The 15,905-nt window shown below is 70.7% G+C and carries 16 protein-coding genes; 5 read left to right on the forward strand and 11 right to left on the reverse strand.

What is annotated here, in order from left to right:
• Positions 1–34: 34 nt before the first annotated feature.
• On the forward strand, positions 35–1,060 hold the full coding sequence (locus ACFU8V_RS01540) for an FUSC family protein (RefSeq protein WP_164498171.1): 1,026 nt from the start codon (positions 35–37) through the stop codon (positions 1,058–1,060).
• Positions 1,061–1,115: 55 nt separating this feature from the next.
• On the opposite strand, the gene ACFU8V_RS01545 is transcribed toward ACFU8V_RS01540, so the two are convergent.
• Positions 1,116–1,769: an MIP/aquaporin family protein gene (locus tag ACFU8V_RS01545; protein WP_025102708.1), complete on the reverse strand. Its 654-nt coding sequence runs from the start codon at positions 1,767–1,769 to the stop codon at positions 1,116–1,118.
• A gap of 171 nt (positions 1,770–1,940) precedes the next feature.
• Here ACFU8V_RS01545 and ACFU8V_RS01550 point away from each other — a divergent pair, with 171 nt between their 5' ends.
• Together ACFU8V_RS01550 and ACFU8V_RS01555 are read left to right on the forward strand one after the other, a co-directional pair.
• Entirely contained in the window at positions 1,941–3,296 is a 1,356-nt protein-coding gene (locus tag ACFU8V_RS01550; RefSeq protein ID WP_378868449.1) for an APC family permease, read from the forward strand.
• Entirely contained in the window at positions 3,283–3,492 is a 210-nt protein-coding gene (locus ACFU8V_RS01555) for a multidrug transporter (RefSeq protein ID WP_371513850.1), read from the forward strand. Before ACFU8V_RS01550 ends, ACFU8V_RS01555 begins: the two co-directional genes overlap by 14 nt.
• A gap of 60 nt (positions 3,493–3,552) precedes the next feature.
• Here the strand turns inward: ACFU8V_RS01555 and ACFU8V_RS01560 are convergent, their stop codons facing one another.
• The 8 genes from ACFU8V_RS01560 to ACFU8V_RS01595 all read right to left on the reverse strand — a co-directional run bounded on the left by ACFU8V_RS01560 (position 3,553) and on the right by ACFU8V_RS01595 (position 11,799).
• Positions 3,553–4,323 carry an SDR family NAD(P)-dependent oxidoreductase gene (locus tag ACFU8V_RS01560; protein ID WP_249521216.1) on the reverse strand — a complete coding sequence of 257 codons (771 nt, stop codon included), beginning with the start codon at positions 4,321–4,323 and terminating at the stop codon, positions 3,553–3,555.
• Complete coding sequence (locus tag ACFU8V_RS01565) at positions 4,320–4,934, reverse strand: nucleoside/nucleotide kinase family protein (RefSeq protein ID WP_025102712.1); 615 nt, start codon at positions 4,932–4,934, stop codon at positions 4,320–4,322. The genes ACFU8V_RS01560 and ACFU8V_RS01565 overlap by 4 nt, the downstream gene beginning before the upstream one ends.
• Before the next feature lie 68 nt (positions 4,935–5,002).
• Positions 5,003–6,013: a sugar ABC transporter substrate-binding protein gene (locus ACFU8V_RS01570; protein ID WP_025102713.1), complete on the reverse strand. Its 1,011-nt coding sequence runs from the start codon at positions 6,011–6,013 to the stop codon at positions 5,003–5,005.
• 49 nt (positions 6,014–6,062) lie between these two features.
• On the reverse strand, positions 6,063–7,106 hold the full coding sequence (locus ACFU8V_RS01575; protein ID WP_338566938.1) for an ABC transporter permease: 1,044 nt from the start codon (positions 7,104–7,106) through the stop codon (positions 6,063–6,065).
• Positions 7,103–8,602, reverse strand: coding sequence for a sugar ABC transporter ATP-binding protein (locus ACFU8V_RS01580; RefSeq protein WP_366215736.1), 1,500 nt, complete (start codon positions 8,600–8,602; stop codon positions 7,103–7,105). Before ACFU8V_RS01580 ends, ACFU8V_RS01575 begins: the two co-directional genes overlap by 4 nt.
• Positions 8,599–9,654 (reverse strand): NAD(P)-dependent alcohol dehydrogenase, encoded by a 1,056-nt coding sequence (locus ACFU8V_RS01585; RefSeq protein ID WP_025102716.1) that lies wholly within the window; start codon positions 9,652–9,654, stop codon positions 8,599–8,601. Before ACFU8V_RS01585 ends, ACFU8V_RS01580 begins: the two co-directional genes overlap by 4 nt.
• Before the next feature lie 40 nt (positions 9,655–9,694).
• Positions 9,695–11,152: an FGGY family carbohydrate kinase gene (locus tag ACFU8V_RS01590; protein ID WP_051582167.1), complete on the reverse strand. Its 1,458-nt coding sequence runs from the start codon at positions 11,150–11,152 to the stop codon at positions 9,695–9,697.
• Positions 11,149–11,799 carry an SIS domain-containing protein gene (locus ACFU8V_RS01595; protein WP_051582168.1) on the reverse strand — a complete coding sequence of 217 codons (651 nt, stop codon included), beginning with the start codon at positions 11,797–11,799 and terminating at the stop codon, positions 11,149–11,151. The genes ACFU8V_RS01590 and ACFU8V_RS01595 overlap by 4 nt, the downstream gene beginning before the upstream one ends.
• A gap of 108 nt (positions 11,800–11,907) precedes the next feature.
• On the opposite strand from ACFU8V_RS01595, the gene ACFU8V_RS01600 reads away from it, so the two are divergent.
• A complete protein-coding gene (locus tag ACFU8V_RS01600; protein ID WP_378868458.1) occupies positions 11,908–12,888 on the forward strand; it encodes a sugar-binding transcriptional regulator in 981 nt (326 codons plus the stop codon).
• Positions 12,885–13,493 (forward strand): hypothetical protein, encoded by a 609-nt coding sequence (locus ACFU8V_RS01605; protein WP_025102720.1) that lies wholly within the window; start codon positions 12,885–12,887, stop codon positions 13,491–13,493. The genes ACFU8V_RS01600 and ACFU8V_RS01605 overlap by 4 nt, the downstream gene beginning before the upstream one ends.
• 6 nt (positions 13,494–13,499) lie before the next feature.
• On the opposite strand, the gene ACFU8V_RS01610 is transcribed toward ACFU8V_RS01605, so the two are convergent.
• Both ACFU8V_RS01610 and corA read right to left on the reverse strand, forming a co-directional pair.
• The gene (locus ACFU8V_RS01610) at positions 13,500–14,810 is read right to left on the reverse strand and encodes an FGGY family carbohydrate kinase (protein ID WP_338566943.1); all 1,311 of its coding nucleotides are present in this window, start codon (positions 14,808–14,810) and stop codon (positions 13,500–13,502) included.
• Between the two features lie 72 nt (positions 14,811–14,882).
• Positions 14,883–15,899 (reverse strand): magnesium/cobalt transporter CorA, encoded by a 1,017-nt coding sequence (gene corA, locus ACFU8V_RS01615; protein WP_025102722.1) that lies wholly within the window; start codon positions 15,897–15,899, stop codon positions 14,883–14,885.
• Positions 15,900–15,905: the final 6 nt, after the last annotated feature.

The following is a 15,905-nucleotide window of genomic DNA, read 5'->3' on the forward strand; positions in this document are numbered from 1 at the left end:
CATCGTCGCCGAGCGACGGACGTAGGCTTGATCGGTGACGGAATCGCAGGGACGGGTGTGGACGGGAGTCCTCCGCGTCGGTCCGCACCGCGGGGATCACCGGGTCGCCCTGCGCGCCGCGGTCAGTGTCGCCGTCCCGCTCCTCGTGCTGTGGGCCGTCGGCCGGCTCGACCTCAGCATCTATGCGAGCTTCGGCGCCTTCGCCGCACTCTACGGCCGGCACGACGTCTTCCGCGACCGGATCCGCATGCAGGCCAGCGCCGGCGGCGTGCTGCTCGGCGCGATGCTGATCGGCACGGCCCTATCGGTCCTCGCCGCCCCCGCCGTGCTGAGCATCGTCGTCGTCGCCCTCGTCGCGTCGGCCGTGACGCTGCTCGCCTACGTCCTGCAGTGGCACCCGCCCGGTCCGCTGTTCACGGTCTTCGCGACCGGGGCGTGCGCGACCATCCCCGCCACCGGCGCCTCCTTCGGCGCGGTCCTGCTGGTCGGCGGGGCGAGCGTGCTCTTCGGCCTCGCGCTCACCGCCCTGGTCGCCGTCGTCACCCGGACCACGGCGGAGGCGGCACCGAAGGCACGCCCGGCCGTCGGGCCGGTCGCCGCCGAGATGGCCGCCTCGGTCGCCGCCGCGATCGTCGGAGCGGGTGTGGTCGGCCTGCTCCTCGGCGGCACCCACTGGTACTGGGCGGCGGTCGGCGCGGTCGCGGCGGTCAGCGGCGCACAGCTCAACGCCCGCGTGATCCGCGGCATCCAGCGCCTCGTCGGCACGCTGCTCGGCGTGCTGGTCGCCGCCGGGATCCTCGCCCTCGACATGCCGCCGCTCGCCGTGATCGCCGTCGTGGTGGTCCTGCAGGGGACGGCCGAACTGTTCATCGGCCGCAACTACGGCATCGCGATGGTGTTCGTCACCCCGCTCGCGCTCCTGATGGTGCACCTGGCCGCGCCGACTCCTGTCGCCGACCTGCTGACCGACCGTGTGCTGGAGACGATCATCGGCGTCGTGGTCGGAACGGTGGTGGCCGTCACGTCCGCCGCGCTGCGCCGACGGAGCCGACGCCGCTGACGAGACGACGAAGCGCCGCACCCCGGGAGGGATGCGGCGCTCCGAGGCGAGGCTTCTACTCGGCGTCCGCGGCGATCTTCCGCGCATCGTCGGCGTTGAGCACCCGGAACAGCAGGGCGGCGATGATGGCACCGACCGCGGGGGCCACGATGTACAGCCAGAGCGAGCCCCACGCGAAGTGCCCGCTGACCGAGAGGCCGAGGGCCACCGCCGGGTTGAATCCGCCGCCCGAGATGGAGCCGACCGTCGCCGCACCGACGAAGACGGTCGCACCGATCGCGAGCCCGTAGAACGAGTTGCCCGCAGTGTCCTTCGAGGTGGCGGAGTTCAGCACGACCCAGACGAGGATCAGCGTGAACAGCGCCTCGACGAGGAATGCCGGGCCGACCTCGATGACCATCGCCTTCTCCCCTGCCGGCCAGACGGCGAGGGCCACGAGAGCCGCGAGCGCCCCACCGGCGAACTGCGCGACGAGGTAGGAGACGAAGTCGGCGACGCTGAGCCCACCGCGCAGGAACACGCCCAGCGAGACCGCCGGGTTGAGGTGGGCGCCGGAGATGTGGCCCGTGGAGTACACGAGCACCATCAGCGTGAAGCCGATCGCGAGCGGGGTGAGCGGGCTTCCGCTGTTCACCGCGGCGATGATGGCGAGGACGAAGAGGAACGTGGCGACCGCTTCTGCGAGCGCCTTTCGAGGTGTACCGGTCATGATGGTGTCCTTCTGTGGGATCGCAGGCGGCCCCCCGTCTCCCCGGAACGGCCCGGGCGACGACCCGCCTTGCGGCACCGAGGATAGCGCGCGGTCGGCTCTCGCTGGCTCATTGGCGGCGGAACTGTCAAGCCCGTCGCCCGCCGGAGTCCCGGCCCCTACCGTGCAAGGATGACCGTCCAGACCGAGCCGCGCGCCGAGAACCCAACCCGGCTGCGCCGCGCCATCACCGGCCCCCTGTTGTTCGCGTTCATCCTCGGCGACGTGCTGGGGGCGGGGATCTACGCGCTGATGGGTGTGCTCTCGGAGGACGTGGGCGGCCTGCTCTGGGCACCGCTCGTCCTCGCGCTCCTCCTCGCCATGCTCACCGCAGGGTCGTATGCCGAGCTCGTCACCAAGTACCCCCGCGCGGGCGGCGCCGCGGTGTTCGCCGAGCGGGCGTTCCGCAGCCCGCTGGTCTCCTTCCTCGTCGGCTTCAGCATGCTCGCGGCCGGCGTGACGAGCGCGGCCGGTCTCGCCATCGCCTTCGCCGGCGACTACCTCAGCACCTTCATCGACCTGCCGACGATCCCGGTCGCGATCGTCTTCCTCGCGATCGTCGGCCTGCTCAACGCCCGCGGCATCCGCGAATCGATGGGCGCGAACCTCGTGATGACGGCGATCGAACTCAGCGGCCTCGTGATCGTGATCGTCGTCGTCGCGGTGTTCGTCGGCGGCGGAGGCGGCGATCTGTCCCGGGCGACGCAGGTGCCCGAGGGGGCGAACGTCGCCCTCGCGGTGCTCTCCGGCGCAGTGATCGCGTACTACTCGTTCGTCGGCTTCGAGACCTCGGCCAACATGATCGAAGAGGTCAAGAACCCCCGGCGGACCTACCCGCGCGCGTTGTTCGGCGCGCTCCTCACCGCCGGCGTCGTGTACGTGCTCGTCGGCATCGCCAGCGCCGTCGCGCTGCCGGCCTCCGAGCTGCAGGAGTCCAGCGGCCCGCTGCTCGCGGTCGTCGAGGCCACCGGGGTCAGCGTCCCGTCCTGGATGTTCAGCCTCATCGCGCTCATCGCCGTCGCCAACGGCGCCCTGCTGACGATGATCATGGTCAGCCGCCTCACCTACGGAATGGCCGAGCAGAACCTCCTGCCGTCGGTGCTCGGACGCGTGCTGCCGAAGCGGAAGACCCCGTGGGTGGCGATCCTCACCACGACGCTCGTGGCCATGGGCCTCACGCTGGTCGGAGACCTCGCGACCCTCGCCGAGACCGTCGTGCTGCTGCTGCTCGTCGTGTTCCTCAGCGTGAACATCTCGGTGCTGGTCCTGCGCCGCGACAAGGTGGAGCACGACCACTTCCGCGTGTGGACGTTCGTCCCGGTGCTCGGCATCGCGTCGTGCATCCTGCTGCTCACCCAGCAGCGCCCGCAGGTGTGGCTGTTCGGAGCCATCCTCCTCGCCGTCGGGGGCGTCCTCTATGCTCTCGCCCGGTGGACCCGCAATCGTTCCCAGACCGCCGACACGAAGGAGAGCCATGAGCACGCCTGACCACACCGCCGACGAGACGTTCGAGGAGAACCGTCACGACCAGCTGACCTCGGCCCCCGATGCCACGGAGGCCGACGCCGCGCCGCGCGTGGACGTCTCGGAGCACGACGGCAACACCCGTATCGACATCCGGGACGATGCCGAGGTGCGTCCGGGCCCCGGTCCTGGCATGCCCGAGGCCGACGGCGAGGACTGAGTCCGTACACGCACGAGCGCCCGCTCTCCTCCCCGGAAGCGGGCGCTCGCACGTGCGGGGTCAGAACAGTGTGTAGCCGCCGTCGACCACCAGGACGGTGCCGGACATGAAGCTCGCGGCATCCGACGCGAGGAAGACCACCGACGGGCTGACCTCGCTCGGCGTGGCGTAGCGCTGCTGCGCGGAGTCCTCGATCCAGAACCGTCGGAAGCGCGGCTCGTCCACCGGCGACATGTCGGTCTTGATGTAGCCGGGCGCCACGGCGTTCACGCGCACCCCCGCCGGCGCCCACTCGGCCGCCAGCGACTTGGTGAGGTGGTGCACCGCGGCCTTGGAGGCGTTGTAGGCGGGCTGCATCTGCGGGCGGTTGACGATCTGGGCCGAGATGGAGCCGACGTTCACGATCGACCCGGAGCCGCGCGCCACCATGTGCGCACCGACCGTCTGCGACAGTCGCCACAAGGCGGTGAGGTTCGTGTCGATGACGTGCGCCCACTCGTCGTCCGTCACCTCGAGCGCCGGGCGGTGGATGCAGGCGCCCGCGTTGTTGATGAGGATGTCGAGACGCCCGCCCACAGCCTCGATCGCCTCCGCCGCGATGCGGTCCACGGAGGAGCGCTCGGTGAGGTCGCCGAGCACGACCCAGGCCCGCCGGCCGACGGCCTCGATCTCGGCCGCGGTCTCCTTCGCTGCGGCCTCGTCCCGGCCGTGGACGACCACGTCGGCGCCGGCCTCGGCGAGGGCACGGGCGAACTCGCGCCCGAGGCCGCGGGTGGCGCCGGTGACCAGCGCGGTCTTGCCGGTGAGGGCGAATGCATCCATGACGCTCATGCGTCGTCTCCTTCGTTCAGGGTGATGATGGCGTCGGCCCGATGCCGGGTCGCGCGGATGAGGACGGCGTTGGGGCCGTCGACGTCGGTCGCCCAGGCGACGGCGTCGGTGTGCGACCTCCCGTACGCCTCGTGGCGGGCGACGAGACGACGCAGCCGCAGGTCCTCGGGCACGTCGAGGTACCAGGTCTCGTCGAGCAGGGGGCGCACGTGCTCCCACCCGTCGGCGTCGTGCAGCAGGTAGTTGCCCTCCACCACGATCACGCGATCCCGGGCGGAGAGCGGCAGCATCTCGGCGACCGCGGCGTCGATATCGCGGTCGAACCGCGGGGCGCGCACGTCCTCCCCCGCGCGGAGGCGGCCGAGGAGGGCCGCGAAACCGGCGACGTCGAACGTCTCCGGTGCCCCTTTGCGGTCGCGGAGTCCGCGGCGATCGAGGTCGTCGTTGGCGAGGTGGAACCCGTCCATCGGGAGGACCGGCATCCCGAGCCGCTCGGCGAGGGTGGACTTGCCGGCCCCGGGCGGCCCGACGACGCCGAGCAGGAACGGCCGCCCGTCGCGGGACAGTTCCCGCACCCGGGTCAGGGCATCGGCGGCGGTGAGTGCGTGCATCAGCGGTCCTCGGCGGTGGTCGGGCACGGATCGGGGGAGCGGGCGGGTGCCCGCTCCCCCGGCCGGTGTCACTGGTCGAGCAGTCCGGCTTCCTTGTACAGGTCGATGTACTCCTGGACGCCGTCCTTCGTGATGAGCGGGTTGCCGATGTCGACGTTCACCTCGTCCTCCGCGCCCGTCAGGAGATCGTGCACGGCCTTGAGGTTGAGCTCCGCCAGCTCGCGGGCGTTCTGCAGGGAGGTGGCGGTCATGGTGCCGGCCTCGATCAGCAGGACGGCCTCGGGGGTGCCGTCGACGCCGTAGGCGAGGATGCCGTCGAAGCCGCCCTTGCCCTTCACCGCCTCCAGCGCACCGGAGGCCATGTTGTCGTTCATCGAGATGATCGCGTCGATGTCGGAGTTGGCCAGCGACCAGTCCTCCATCAGGGTCATCGCCTCGTCCTTGTTCCAGTTCGCGATGTCCTCGGCGACGATGGTCACGTCGGGACGCTCGGCGAAGAACTCCTTCTCCCAGGCGTCGCGGCGAGCCGTGCTGTGGAAGTTGCCGGCCGGGCCGTTCAGCACCACGACGTTGGCCCCGTCCGGGATCTGCTCCACCGCGAGCTCGGCGACGACCGCGCCCTGCTTGTAGGGGTCGGCGTCGACCGAGTCGCCACCGGTCAGGCCCTCCACGCGCGGGTTGGTCGTGATGGTCACGATGCCCGCGTCGATGGCCTGCTGGATGTACGGCAGCTGTGCGTCGGCGTTGTTGGCCTGGACGATGATCGCGTCGAACTTGTTCGCGATCGCGTTCTCGATCATCTTGTTCTCGATCTCGTCGTCGGCCTGGCCGTCGAAGACCTCGAGGGTGATGTCGTCGTACTCGCCGGCGGCCGTCTTCATCTCGTTCGCGAGCCAGGCGGCGAACGAGTCGGCCTGCGCACGGGCGATGTACGCGACGCGGTACTCGTCCTTGTCCTCGGAGCCACCGCCTCCGCCGTTCCCGGTCGGGTTCCCGGTGGTGACGGCGCAGCCGGCGAGGCTGATCGCCGCGGCGGCAGCGGCGCCGAACGCGATGATCCTGCGGGTAAGACTCTTCATTGTCTTCTCCTGTTTCTCTGGGTGGGGTGAAGCGGTCGGGTGGGCGCGGTCAGGACGACGTCCTGCCGCCTCCCGGGTCGGATGCGGATGCGGATGCTCCGACAGGGAAGGGATCGCCCTTCGCGTCGGACTTGAGGATCGTGGTCTTGGCCTTGCCGCGCTTGCTGAACACGTCGTAGGCGACGGCGACGACGATGATCGCGCCCATCACGATCTGCTGGATGTACGAGCCGATCCCGATGAGGTTCATGATGTTGCCGAGGATGCCGACGATGAGCGCACCGGCGAGGGTGCCCATCACGGTGCCGACGCCGCCGGAGAAGCTCGTGCCACCGATGATCGGGGCGGTGATGGCCTGCAGCTCGTAGCCGACGCCCGCGTTGGGGAGACCGGCGTTGACGCGGGACATGAAGATGACACCGGCGATGCCGACCAGGGCGCCGTTCACGAGGAACGCCTGGTACTTCACGCGCTCCACGGAGATTCCGGCGGCGCGTGCCGCCTCCTCGTTGCCGCCCACCGCGTAGACCGAGCGGCCGTACCTGGTCTGGTTCATGAGATACCAGATCACGATCGTCACGCCGATCAGCACGAGCACCGGGATCGGCAGCCAGCCGAGGTTGCCCTGGCCGATGAGGATGAAGTCGCCCAGCTGGAGGACGTTCTGCCCCTGGGTCAGCTCCAGCACCGCGCCGCGGGCCATCAGCATCATCCCGAGCGTCACGATGAACGCGGGGGTCTTCAACGTCGCGACGAGGAAGGCGTTCACCAGGTTGCACAGCATGCCGATGAGGATGCCGGCGAGGATCGCGAGCAGCAGGTTGCCCGTCGACTTGTAGACCAGCACCGACACGACACCCGCGAACGCCATGACGGCGCCGGCGGACAGGTCGATCATGCCGCCGATGATCAGCGTCATCGCCCCGAAGGCGAGGATCGTGATCACCGCGACCTGGCGCAGCACGTTGAAGATGTTGTCCGAACTCAGGAAGTTCGGGCTCAGGAAGCTCGCCGCGACGATCACCACCAGCAGGATGATGTAGATCGAGAAGCGGTTCACCTCGAGTCTCTTCAGTGTCTGGAGCATTGTCATGCCACCTCGATTTCATTCATGGCGTAGGTGAGGATGGTTTCCTGCGAGAACTGATCGGGCGTCAGCTCCGCGGTGAGGCGTCCGGCCGACATCACGTAGACGCGGTCGCACATGCCGATGAGCTCGGGGAGCTCGGACGAGATCATGAGGATGCCGCGTCCCTGGCGTGCGAGCTCGGTCATGATCTTGTAGATCTCGAACTTCGCGCCCACATCGATGCCGCGCGTCGGCTCGTCGAGGAGGAGCACCTTCGGATCGGCGATCAGCCAGCGGGCCAGGAGCACCTTCTGCTGGTTGCCGCCGCTGAGGTTCGCGATGCGCGTCTGCAGGCTCGGCGCCTTGACGTTCATCTTCCGGAAGTACTCGGTGACGAGCTCCTCCTCCTCCCGACGCCGGGCGAAGCCGCCGTGGATCACCTTGCGGAGGCTGGCGAGGGTGGCGTTCTTCATGATGCTCAGCTGCGGGACGATCCCCACCAGCCGGCGGTCCTCGGACAGCATCGCGACGCCCGCCTTGATCGCCTGGGTCGGGTTCTTGATCTTCACGGTCTGCGTGTCGACCTCGATCTCCCCGGCGTCCAGCTTGTCGAGGCCGAACACGGCGCGGATGACCTCGCTGCGCCCGGCGCCGATGAGCCCGGCGAGCCCGACGATCTCGCCGGCGCGGATGTGCAGGTCGATGTCCTCGAACATGTGCTCGGCGGACAGCCCGGTGGCCCGGAAGACCGTGTCGCCGATCTCGACGCGCTCCTTCGGGTAGGACTGGTGGTCGAGGTCACGGCCCACCATCTGCGCGATCACCTGGCTCGACGTGATCTCGGAGGCCGGCTGCGAGCTCACCACCGTGCCGTCCCGCAGCACGCTGATGTCGTCGGCCAGCTCGAAGACCTCGTCCATCTTGTGCGAGATGTAGATGATCGACTTGCCCTGGGCGCGCAGGTCGCGGATCTTCGCGAACAGCGACTCGACCTCCTTGTGCGCGATCGCCGAGGTCGGCTCGTCCATGATCAGCACGTCCGCGCTGTGGTACACGGCGCGGAGGATCTCGAGCGTCTGGATCTCCGACACGGTGAGGGTGCCGAGACGGCGGTTGATGGAGAAGTCGAGCCCCTCCTCGGCGAGGATGCGCCGGGCCTCGCTGCGGATGAACCGCCAGTCGACCTTGCCGAACTTCATCGGCAAGCGGCCCAGGAAGAAGCTCTCGGCGATGGTCATGCCGGGCACGTAGTTGAGCTCCTGCGAGATCATCGCGATGCCGCGGGCGCGGGCGTCGATGGGGTTCTTGATCCGCACCTCCTCGCCGCGCACCCGGATGGTCCCGGCGTCGGGCTGGTAGATGCCGTTGATGATCTTCATCAGCGTCGACTTGCCGGCGCCGTTCTCTCCGCACAGGGCGTGGACGGTGCCGGGACGCACGTCGAACGAGACGTCGTCCAGGGCCTTCACCCCGGGGAACGACTTCGAGACGCCCTCGACCGAGAGCAGGGCCTCGGTCATGACGCCGCCTTCACGGCGGGCTCGTCGACGCGCCGGACGCGGGGCAGGACGATGCGCTTGAGGGAGTCGATCGATCCCTCGCCCGACAGCGCCTCCTCCACCTGCTCGATGCCGTAGACGTGGGTCACGAGCGAGTCGAGCTCCACCTGACCGGATTCGAGGAGCGCGCGGGCGATGGGCCACGTGCCGGTGTACCGGAAGATGCCGGTGACGTTGAGCTCGCGCATGGCGACCTCGGGCACCGACAGCGGGAACTCGTCGGCGCTGCCCACGAGCACGACCGTGCCGCCGGCCCGGGTGGAGCGGATGCCGTTGACGATGGCGGGCGTCGCGCCGGAGGCGTCGATGAACACGTTCGCCTCCAGCTCCACCGTGGAGTCGGCGGCCGGATCGATCGTGCGCGCACCGTACGACGCGGCGAGCTCGCGGCGGGCCGGGTTGATGTCGGCGATCACGACGTCGACCGCACCGAATGCTTTCGCGACCTGCGCCGTGATGATGCCGATGGGACCGCCTCCGGCGATCAGCACGGTGTCGCCGACCTTGATGCCGCCCTTCTGCGCGGCCGCGATCCCGACCGACAGCGGCTCCATGAGGGCGGCGGCGTGATCGCTGATCGAGTCGGGGACGTCGTAGGCGAAGTCGTCCTGGATGAGCACGTAGTCGCAGAACGCGCCGTCCACGGGCGGGGTGGCGTAGAAGGCCATCTGCGGGCAGAGGTTGTAGTCGCCCGCCCGGCAGAAGTCGCAGCGGCGGCAGGGCCGCTGCGGCTCGATGGCGACGCGCCGGCCGATCCGCGCCGGGTCGACGTCCGCACCCACCGCGACGATGCGTCCGCTCACCTCGTGGCCGAGGATGAGCGGGCTGTCGACGACGTACGGGCCGATGCGGCCGTGCTCGTAGTAGTGCACGTCGGAGCCGCAGACGCCGACGCTGGCGACCTCGATCAGCACCTCGTCGGCCGCGGGGACCGGGACGGGGCGCTCCTCGAGCGCCAGGTCCTTCACCCCCCGCAGCACGCTGGCGGTCATGGTGGTGGGGATCTCCGTCATGGGTGTCCTCTCTCTCCTGTGGAAGCGGGCATGCGTCCGCCTAGAACCGTCGGCCGTCGGCCTGGAGCTCGGCGAGCTCGAGGTAGCGGTCCGCGATGTCGGTGCGATCGGCGGCGGGGGCGGTGACGGAGGTGATCTCCGGCCGCCACTCCGCGGTCACGGCGGCGACCGTGGTCCCGCGCCACACGGCCGCGGCCTGCACGGCGGCGCCGCGCGCGGTGCCCTCGGGCGCGTCGACGGTGTGCACCGGGCGACCCGTGAGGTCGGCGATCACCTGCCGGTAGGCGAGCGACCGCGCGCCGCCACCGATGGCGATGGTGTTCCCCGTCACCGGGATGCCGAGGTCGGCGAGGGCCCGCTCCCCGCGGACCAGGCCGAGCACGACGCCCTCGAAGGCGGCGAGGGCGAGCTGCTCGCGGCTCGTCGCGGTGGTGAGTCCGGCGAGCATGCCCCGCGCGGCGGGGAGCCGCGGCGAGCGCTCCCCGTCGAGGTAGGCGGCGAGCACAGGACGGTCGGGGGCGAGCGGCGCGTCGAGGGCGAGGGCCGTCAGCGTCGCGTGGTCGACGGCGAGCAGCCGCGCCATCGTGTCGGTGACCTTGGTGGCGTTGAGCGTGCAGACGAGCGGCAGGTACCCGCCAGTGACGTTGGCCACGCCGTCGACGGCTCCGCGGGGGTCGACGACCGGGTCGGGCGTGGTGGCGAACACCACGCCGGAGGTGCCGAGGCTGTAGGCGATGTCGCCGGTGCCGAGACCGATGCCCTGCGCCGCGAGGTGCTGGTCGCCTCCGCCCGCGCTGACGACGGCCGCAGGATCGATGCCCAGCGCCGCGGCGGCCTCGGGGAGGATGCGTCCGGCGGCCTCGTCGGGTCCCAGGACCTCGGGCAGCAGGGCCGCCCAGTCGCGGGGTCCTACGAACTCGTCCAGGATGTCGGTGCGCCACTGCCCTGCGGCGGCCGCGTAGTAGCCGGTGCCCGATGCATCGGAGCGGTCCGTGACGTGACGGCCGGTGAGGCGGAAGGTCAGCCAGTCGTGCGGCACGGCGAGGTGGCGGGTACGGCCCCACGTCTCGGCATCCGTCTCGGCGAGCTGGACGAGCTTGGGCAGGGTGAGCGCCGCCGACGGCACGACGCCGATCTGCTCGGCCCACCACGCCGCGGGGCGGGCCTGGACCAGCGCGGCCGCCTGACCGGCGGAGGTCGTGTCGTTCCACAGGCGCGCAGGGCGCAGCACGCCTCCGTCGGCGCCGGAGACGACGAGCCCGTGGCACTGCGCTCCGACGCCGACGCCGACGATGCGGACGTCGTGGTCGGCCCGCGCCGCGGCCATGGCGAGGACGAGCGCCTCCCACCATGCCTGGGGGTCCTGCGTGCTCACGGGCGGGTGGGTGATCGGGTGCGGCGCCCGGCCGGTGCCGATGAGGGCCCCGGTCGTGGCGTCCCTGAGCTCGACGGTGCAGGACTGCGTCGAGCTGTCGACTCCGGCGACGACGTCGATCATCGCGCACCTCCGCCGGGAGCGGGGATGACGATGCGCGGGGGGTCCGACGGCAGGTCCTCGAGGCGACCGACCGCACCGGCGGGATGCGTGGTCATGAACTCCGCCCACGTGTACCCGCGGCCGCGCATGAGCACCTCGGCGAGCGCGTCACCCCAGGCGGACTGGGCGATGGTGATGCCGGTGGCCACGATGCCGCCGATATCGGCGGAGGGCGACACCGCGACGGCCACACTGTGGTCGGCGAGCTGCGCCAGTGGGGTCGTGTGGCTCCGGGTGAGCGCGATGACGCGGGCACCGCGACCGCGGGTGATGCGGGCGAGCTGCACGACCTCGTCGGAGGCGCCGCCGTTCGAGATGAGCAGGACGACGTCGTCGGCCGTGATCGCTCCGGACGCGCCGTGAAGGCCGTCCATCGGGGAGAACGGCAGTGCGGGGGTGCCGGTGACGGACAGGATGTGCGCCATGCGACGGGCCACGGTGCCGGACGTCCCCGAGCCGCCGACGAAGAGCTTGCCCGTACCGGCGAGGATCAGCGACGCGGCGGTCACGAGCGTGTCGTCGATCGTGTCGATGAGCGCCGTCACGGCATCGGCCTCGGCCCGCAAGCGCTCGCGCGCCACCGCCAGGATGTCGTCATTGACCGTCAACACGTCTCCTTCGATCGCGCCTGAAGATTCACTTCGCTCATCTGTGATGCTTGGATGTACGTTTGAGCATAGGAAAGCGGCCGGAGCCGGAGGAAGGCAGAATCACATATGTCACAATTTCGTGATTTCAGCGCTCAAACGAGCGATGTGCCGAAGGGCCTGGAACACGAGCGCGCACTGATGGCCGCGGTGGCCAGGGCGCATTATCTCGAGGACCGATCCCGGGTCGAGATCTCCGATGCCCTCGGTATCTCCCGGTTCAAGGTGGCCCGGCTGCTCGCTCGCGCCAAGGAGGAGGGCGTGGTCACGATCGAGATCCACGACTGGGGTCTGCCGGACGTCGAGCTCAGTCAGCGCCTGCAGGACAAGCTCGGCCTCGAGAACTGCCTCGTCGTCCGTTCCCATGGCGACGACGACGACGTCCGCCGCCAGATCGGCGCTGCCGCGGCCCGCGCCCTCAGCGACACCCTCCATGAGGACGAGGTGCTGGGCGTCACCTGGGGGCGCACGCTCACGGCCACCGCGAGCCAGTTCGCCCATCTGCCACGCCTGTCGATCGTGCAGCTCACCGGTGTGGTCGCCGGCGATCTCGCCTCCTCCCCCATCGAGGTCGTCCGGCAGACCTCGCGGCGCGCGGGCGGCGCGGTCTACCCCATCTTCTCCCCGCTCATCGTCGGGGATCGCGAGACCGCGGCGAGCCTGCGCAATCACCCCGACATCCGCTCCGCGATGGACCTGTTCCCCTCCGTCACGACAGCCCTGCTCTCGGTCGGCGCCTGGGACCCGCCCGTGTCGCAGGTGCGGGACGTGCTCCCCATCGACGATCTGGCGAATGCCCTGAAGAAGGGATGCATGGCCGACATCGCAGGGATCCTCATCGGCAGCGATGGCACCCCGGTCGACGAGGAGTTCCAGGACCGCTGCGTGAACATCTCCTACGCCGAGCTGCAGAGGGTGCCCCGCGTCGTCGCGGTGGCGGGCGGCGCCGCCAAAGCCGACGCGATCCGCACGGTCTCCCGGGTAGGCCTCATCACCGAGCTGTTCACCGATCACGCGCTCGCCCAGGCCGTGCTCGCGGAGGAGGCGTGATCCAGGTCGCGGGGTCGCTGTGGTCGGTGCCGGCGACCGAACGACGGGCGACCGCCGAGCGGCTGCGGGCGGCCGGACTGCGCCGCCTGCACTGGGACACGACCGACGGACGGTTCGCCGCGGCAGGCGGCTTTCGCCCCGAGGAGGCGGCGAGCCTCGCCGCCGAGACCGGTCTGACGGCGGAGGCACACGTCATGGCGCGGCGTTCGGCGGTGGAGGTCGACCCGTGGACCGATTTCTGCGACCTCGTGATCGTGCACGTCGAGAGCGACGACTGGGAGGCCGCCGTCGATCGCATCGCGCGGCGCGGCGGCACGCCCGGCCTGGCAGTGTCACCGCAGACGCCGGCGACGAGCGTGCCGGCGGACATGGCGGTGCTCTGCATGTCGATCGTGCCGGGTCAGGCCGGCAGTGCCTTCGACCGCGCCGTCCTCGCCAAGGTCACCGCCCTGCGGGAATCCTCGCCGTCGCGTCGCATCGGCGTCGACGGCGGCGTGCGCCGGGCTGACGCCGCAGCCCTCGCCGCGGCGGGGGCGGACTGGGTCGTCGTCGGCACCGATCTCGTCGGCGACCGGACCGCGGCCTGGGCCGACGTCCTCGCCTGATCGCGGTCAGGCGGCCGGAGGCAGATCCCGCCCCAGCGTCCGCGCCGCCTGACGGGCCATGCCCCACGCCACGTACTCGCCGGGCGGCGGCGCGTCGATCGGGATGTCGAGGATCAGCGGCGCGATCGCCCGCACCGCCGCCGACCGCGCACCGCCGCCGATGAGTATCCCGCGTTCCGCCGGCACCCGGAGGTCCCGGATGGCGTCGAGGCCGTAGCGCAGACCGCCGAGCACCCCTTCGAACGCCGCGCGGGCGAGGTTCTCCCGCGTCGTCGACCCGAGTGTCATGCCGAAGAGCGTCCCGGTCGCATCCGGGAGGTTCGGCGTGCGCTCTCCCTCGAAGTACGGTTCGAGCATCAGTCCGCCCGCGCCGGGCTCCGCGGCGAGGGCGAGTCGTCCGAGCCCATCGTGGTCGACGCCGAGAAGGGCCGCGACCACGTCGAGCACCCGGGCGGCGTTCACCGTGGCGACGAGGGGCAGATGGCCGCCGGCCGCATCCGCGAAGCCCGCCACGGTTCCGGTGGGATCGACCGTGCGGTGCGCACTCGTGGCGAAGACGGTGCCGCTCGTGCCGAGCGAGAGCACCACGTCGCCGACGCCCGCGCCCAGACCGAGCGCGGCGCCGGCGTTGTCCCCGGACCCGGGACCGACCGGGCGCCCCCGGGCGTCGTCGACGGCCGCGTCGTGCGCGAGCACCCGCGGCAGGATCGCATCCTGTCCGAGCGCCGCGCAGAACAGTTCGCGGTCGTACCCGGCATCGGTCCAGTACCCGGTGCCGGACGCCTCCGAGCGATCGGTGACGAGCTCTTCCAGCACGGCGCCGCGCTCGCTCTCCGGTCCGAAGCCGCGCAGCCGCCACGTGAGCCAGTCGTGCGGGAGCGCCACCGAGGCCACCCGGCGCGCGTTCGCGGGCTCGTGCTCCCGCAGCCAGCGCACCTTGGTGAGCGTGAAGGAGGGCACGGGCACGAGTCCCGTACGCGCGGCGAGAACCGCGGCACCGTGCTCGGCGATGAGCGCGGCGGCGGCGTCGGCCGAGCGCAGGTCATTCCACAGCAGAGCAGGCCGGACGACCCGGCCCTGTGCGTCCAGCGCGACCATTCCGTGCTGCTGACCGCTGATCGCCCAGGCCTCCACGTCGTCGAAGCCGCCTGCGACTGCGATCGCCGCCTGCAGAGCACGCCACCACTCCTCGGGATCGACCTCGGTCCCCGGCGGGTGGGGAGCGCGACCCTCCCGGATCACCCGGCCGGAGACCGCATCGACGATGACGACCTTGCAGGACTGCGTCGAGGAGTCGATTCCCGCCACGAGTTCCATGGTGCGATCATCCCATGCCCGACCTCATCGCCCGTCGCGACGGCCGCGACCCGGATCCCGCTGCGGACCGGCTTACAGCCAGCCCTTGCGTTTGAAGGCCGCGTAGAGCCCGACCCCCATCGCGACCATGAGCAGCACCGCCATGGGGTACCCGAACACCCAGTGCAGCTCGGGCATGTGGTCGAAGTTCATGCCGTAGACCGTGCCGACGAGCGTCGGGGCGAAGAGGATCGCGGCCCAGCCGGAGATCTTCTTCACCTCGTCGTTCTGGCGGATGCTCAGCTCCGTCATCCGGCGCATCTCGTCGTTCTGGCGCCGCGCGACGATGGTCGACTCGACCGTGAGGGCGTTGTCGAGCACGGAGCGGAAGGTGGCCGCCTTGTCGCTCACGCGCAGGGTGTGGTCGAGCACGTCGCGCAGGTACCGTTGGAGCTCCTCGCTCACGCGGTACTTCTCGGAGCCGCGCAGCAGCGCCTCCAGCATGCCGGCCAGCGGCTGGGTCGCCCGCTGGAAGTCGATCACCTCGCGGCCGAGGTCGTAGATCCGCTGGGTCGCGTCGGCGTCCTCCTCGAAGAGCTGACCCTCGATCTCGTCGATGTCGTTCTCGAGACCGGCCAGGACCGGGGAGTACTCGTCGACCACCTCGTCGAGGATCGCGTAGAGCACCGCCTCGGGACCGTGGGCGAGCAGCGCCGGGTCGGCCTCGAGCCGCCGCCGCACGCGGCCGAGGTCGGGCGACTCCGCATGACGGATCGTCACGACGAAGTCCGGCCCGACCAGCACGTGCACCTCGCCGAACTCGACCTCCTCGCGCTCGTCGAGGTAGCGCGCGGGCCGCAGCACCATGAACAGCACGTCGCCGTACCGCTCCAGCTTGGCGCGCTGATGGCCGGACAGGGCGTCCTCGACCACGAGCTCGTGGATGCCGAACTCGTCGGCGACGGCCCGGACCTCCTCCGCGCTCGGGCGGTAGAGGCCGATCCACCCCATCCCCCGCCGTTCACGGATCCGCTCGAACGTCTCGTTCAAGCTGCGCGGGTTCTCGGCGCGCACTCCGTCCACGTAGATCGCGTTGTCGACGATCGCCATCCGGAC

This window comes from Microbacterium sp. NPDC057658, assembly GCF_042799975.1.
Lineage (GTDB): Bacteria > Actinomycetota > Actinomycetes > Actinomycetales > Microbacteriaceae > Microbacterium.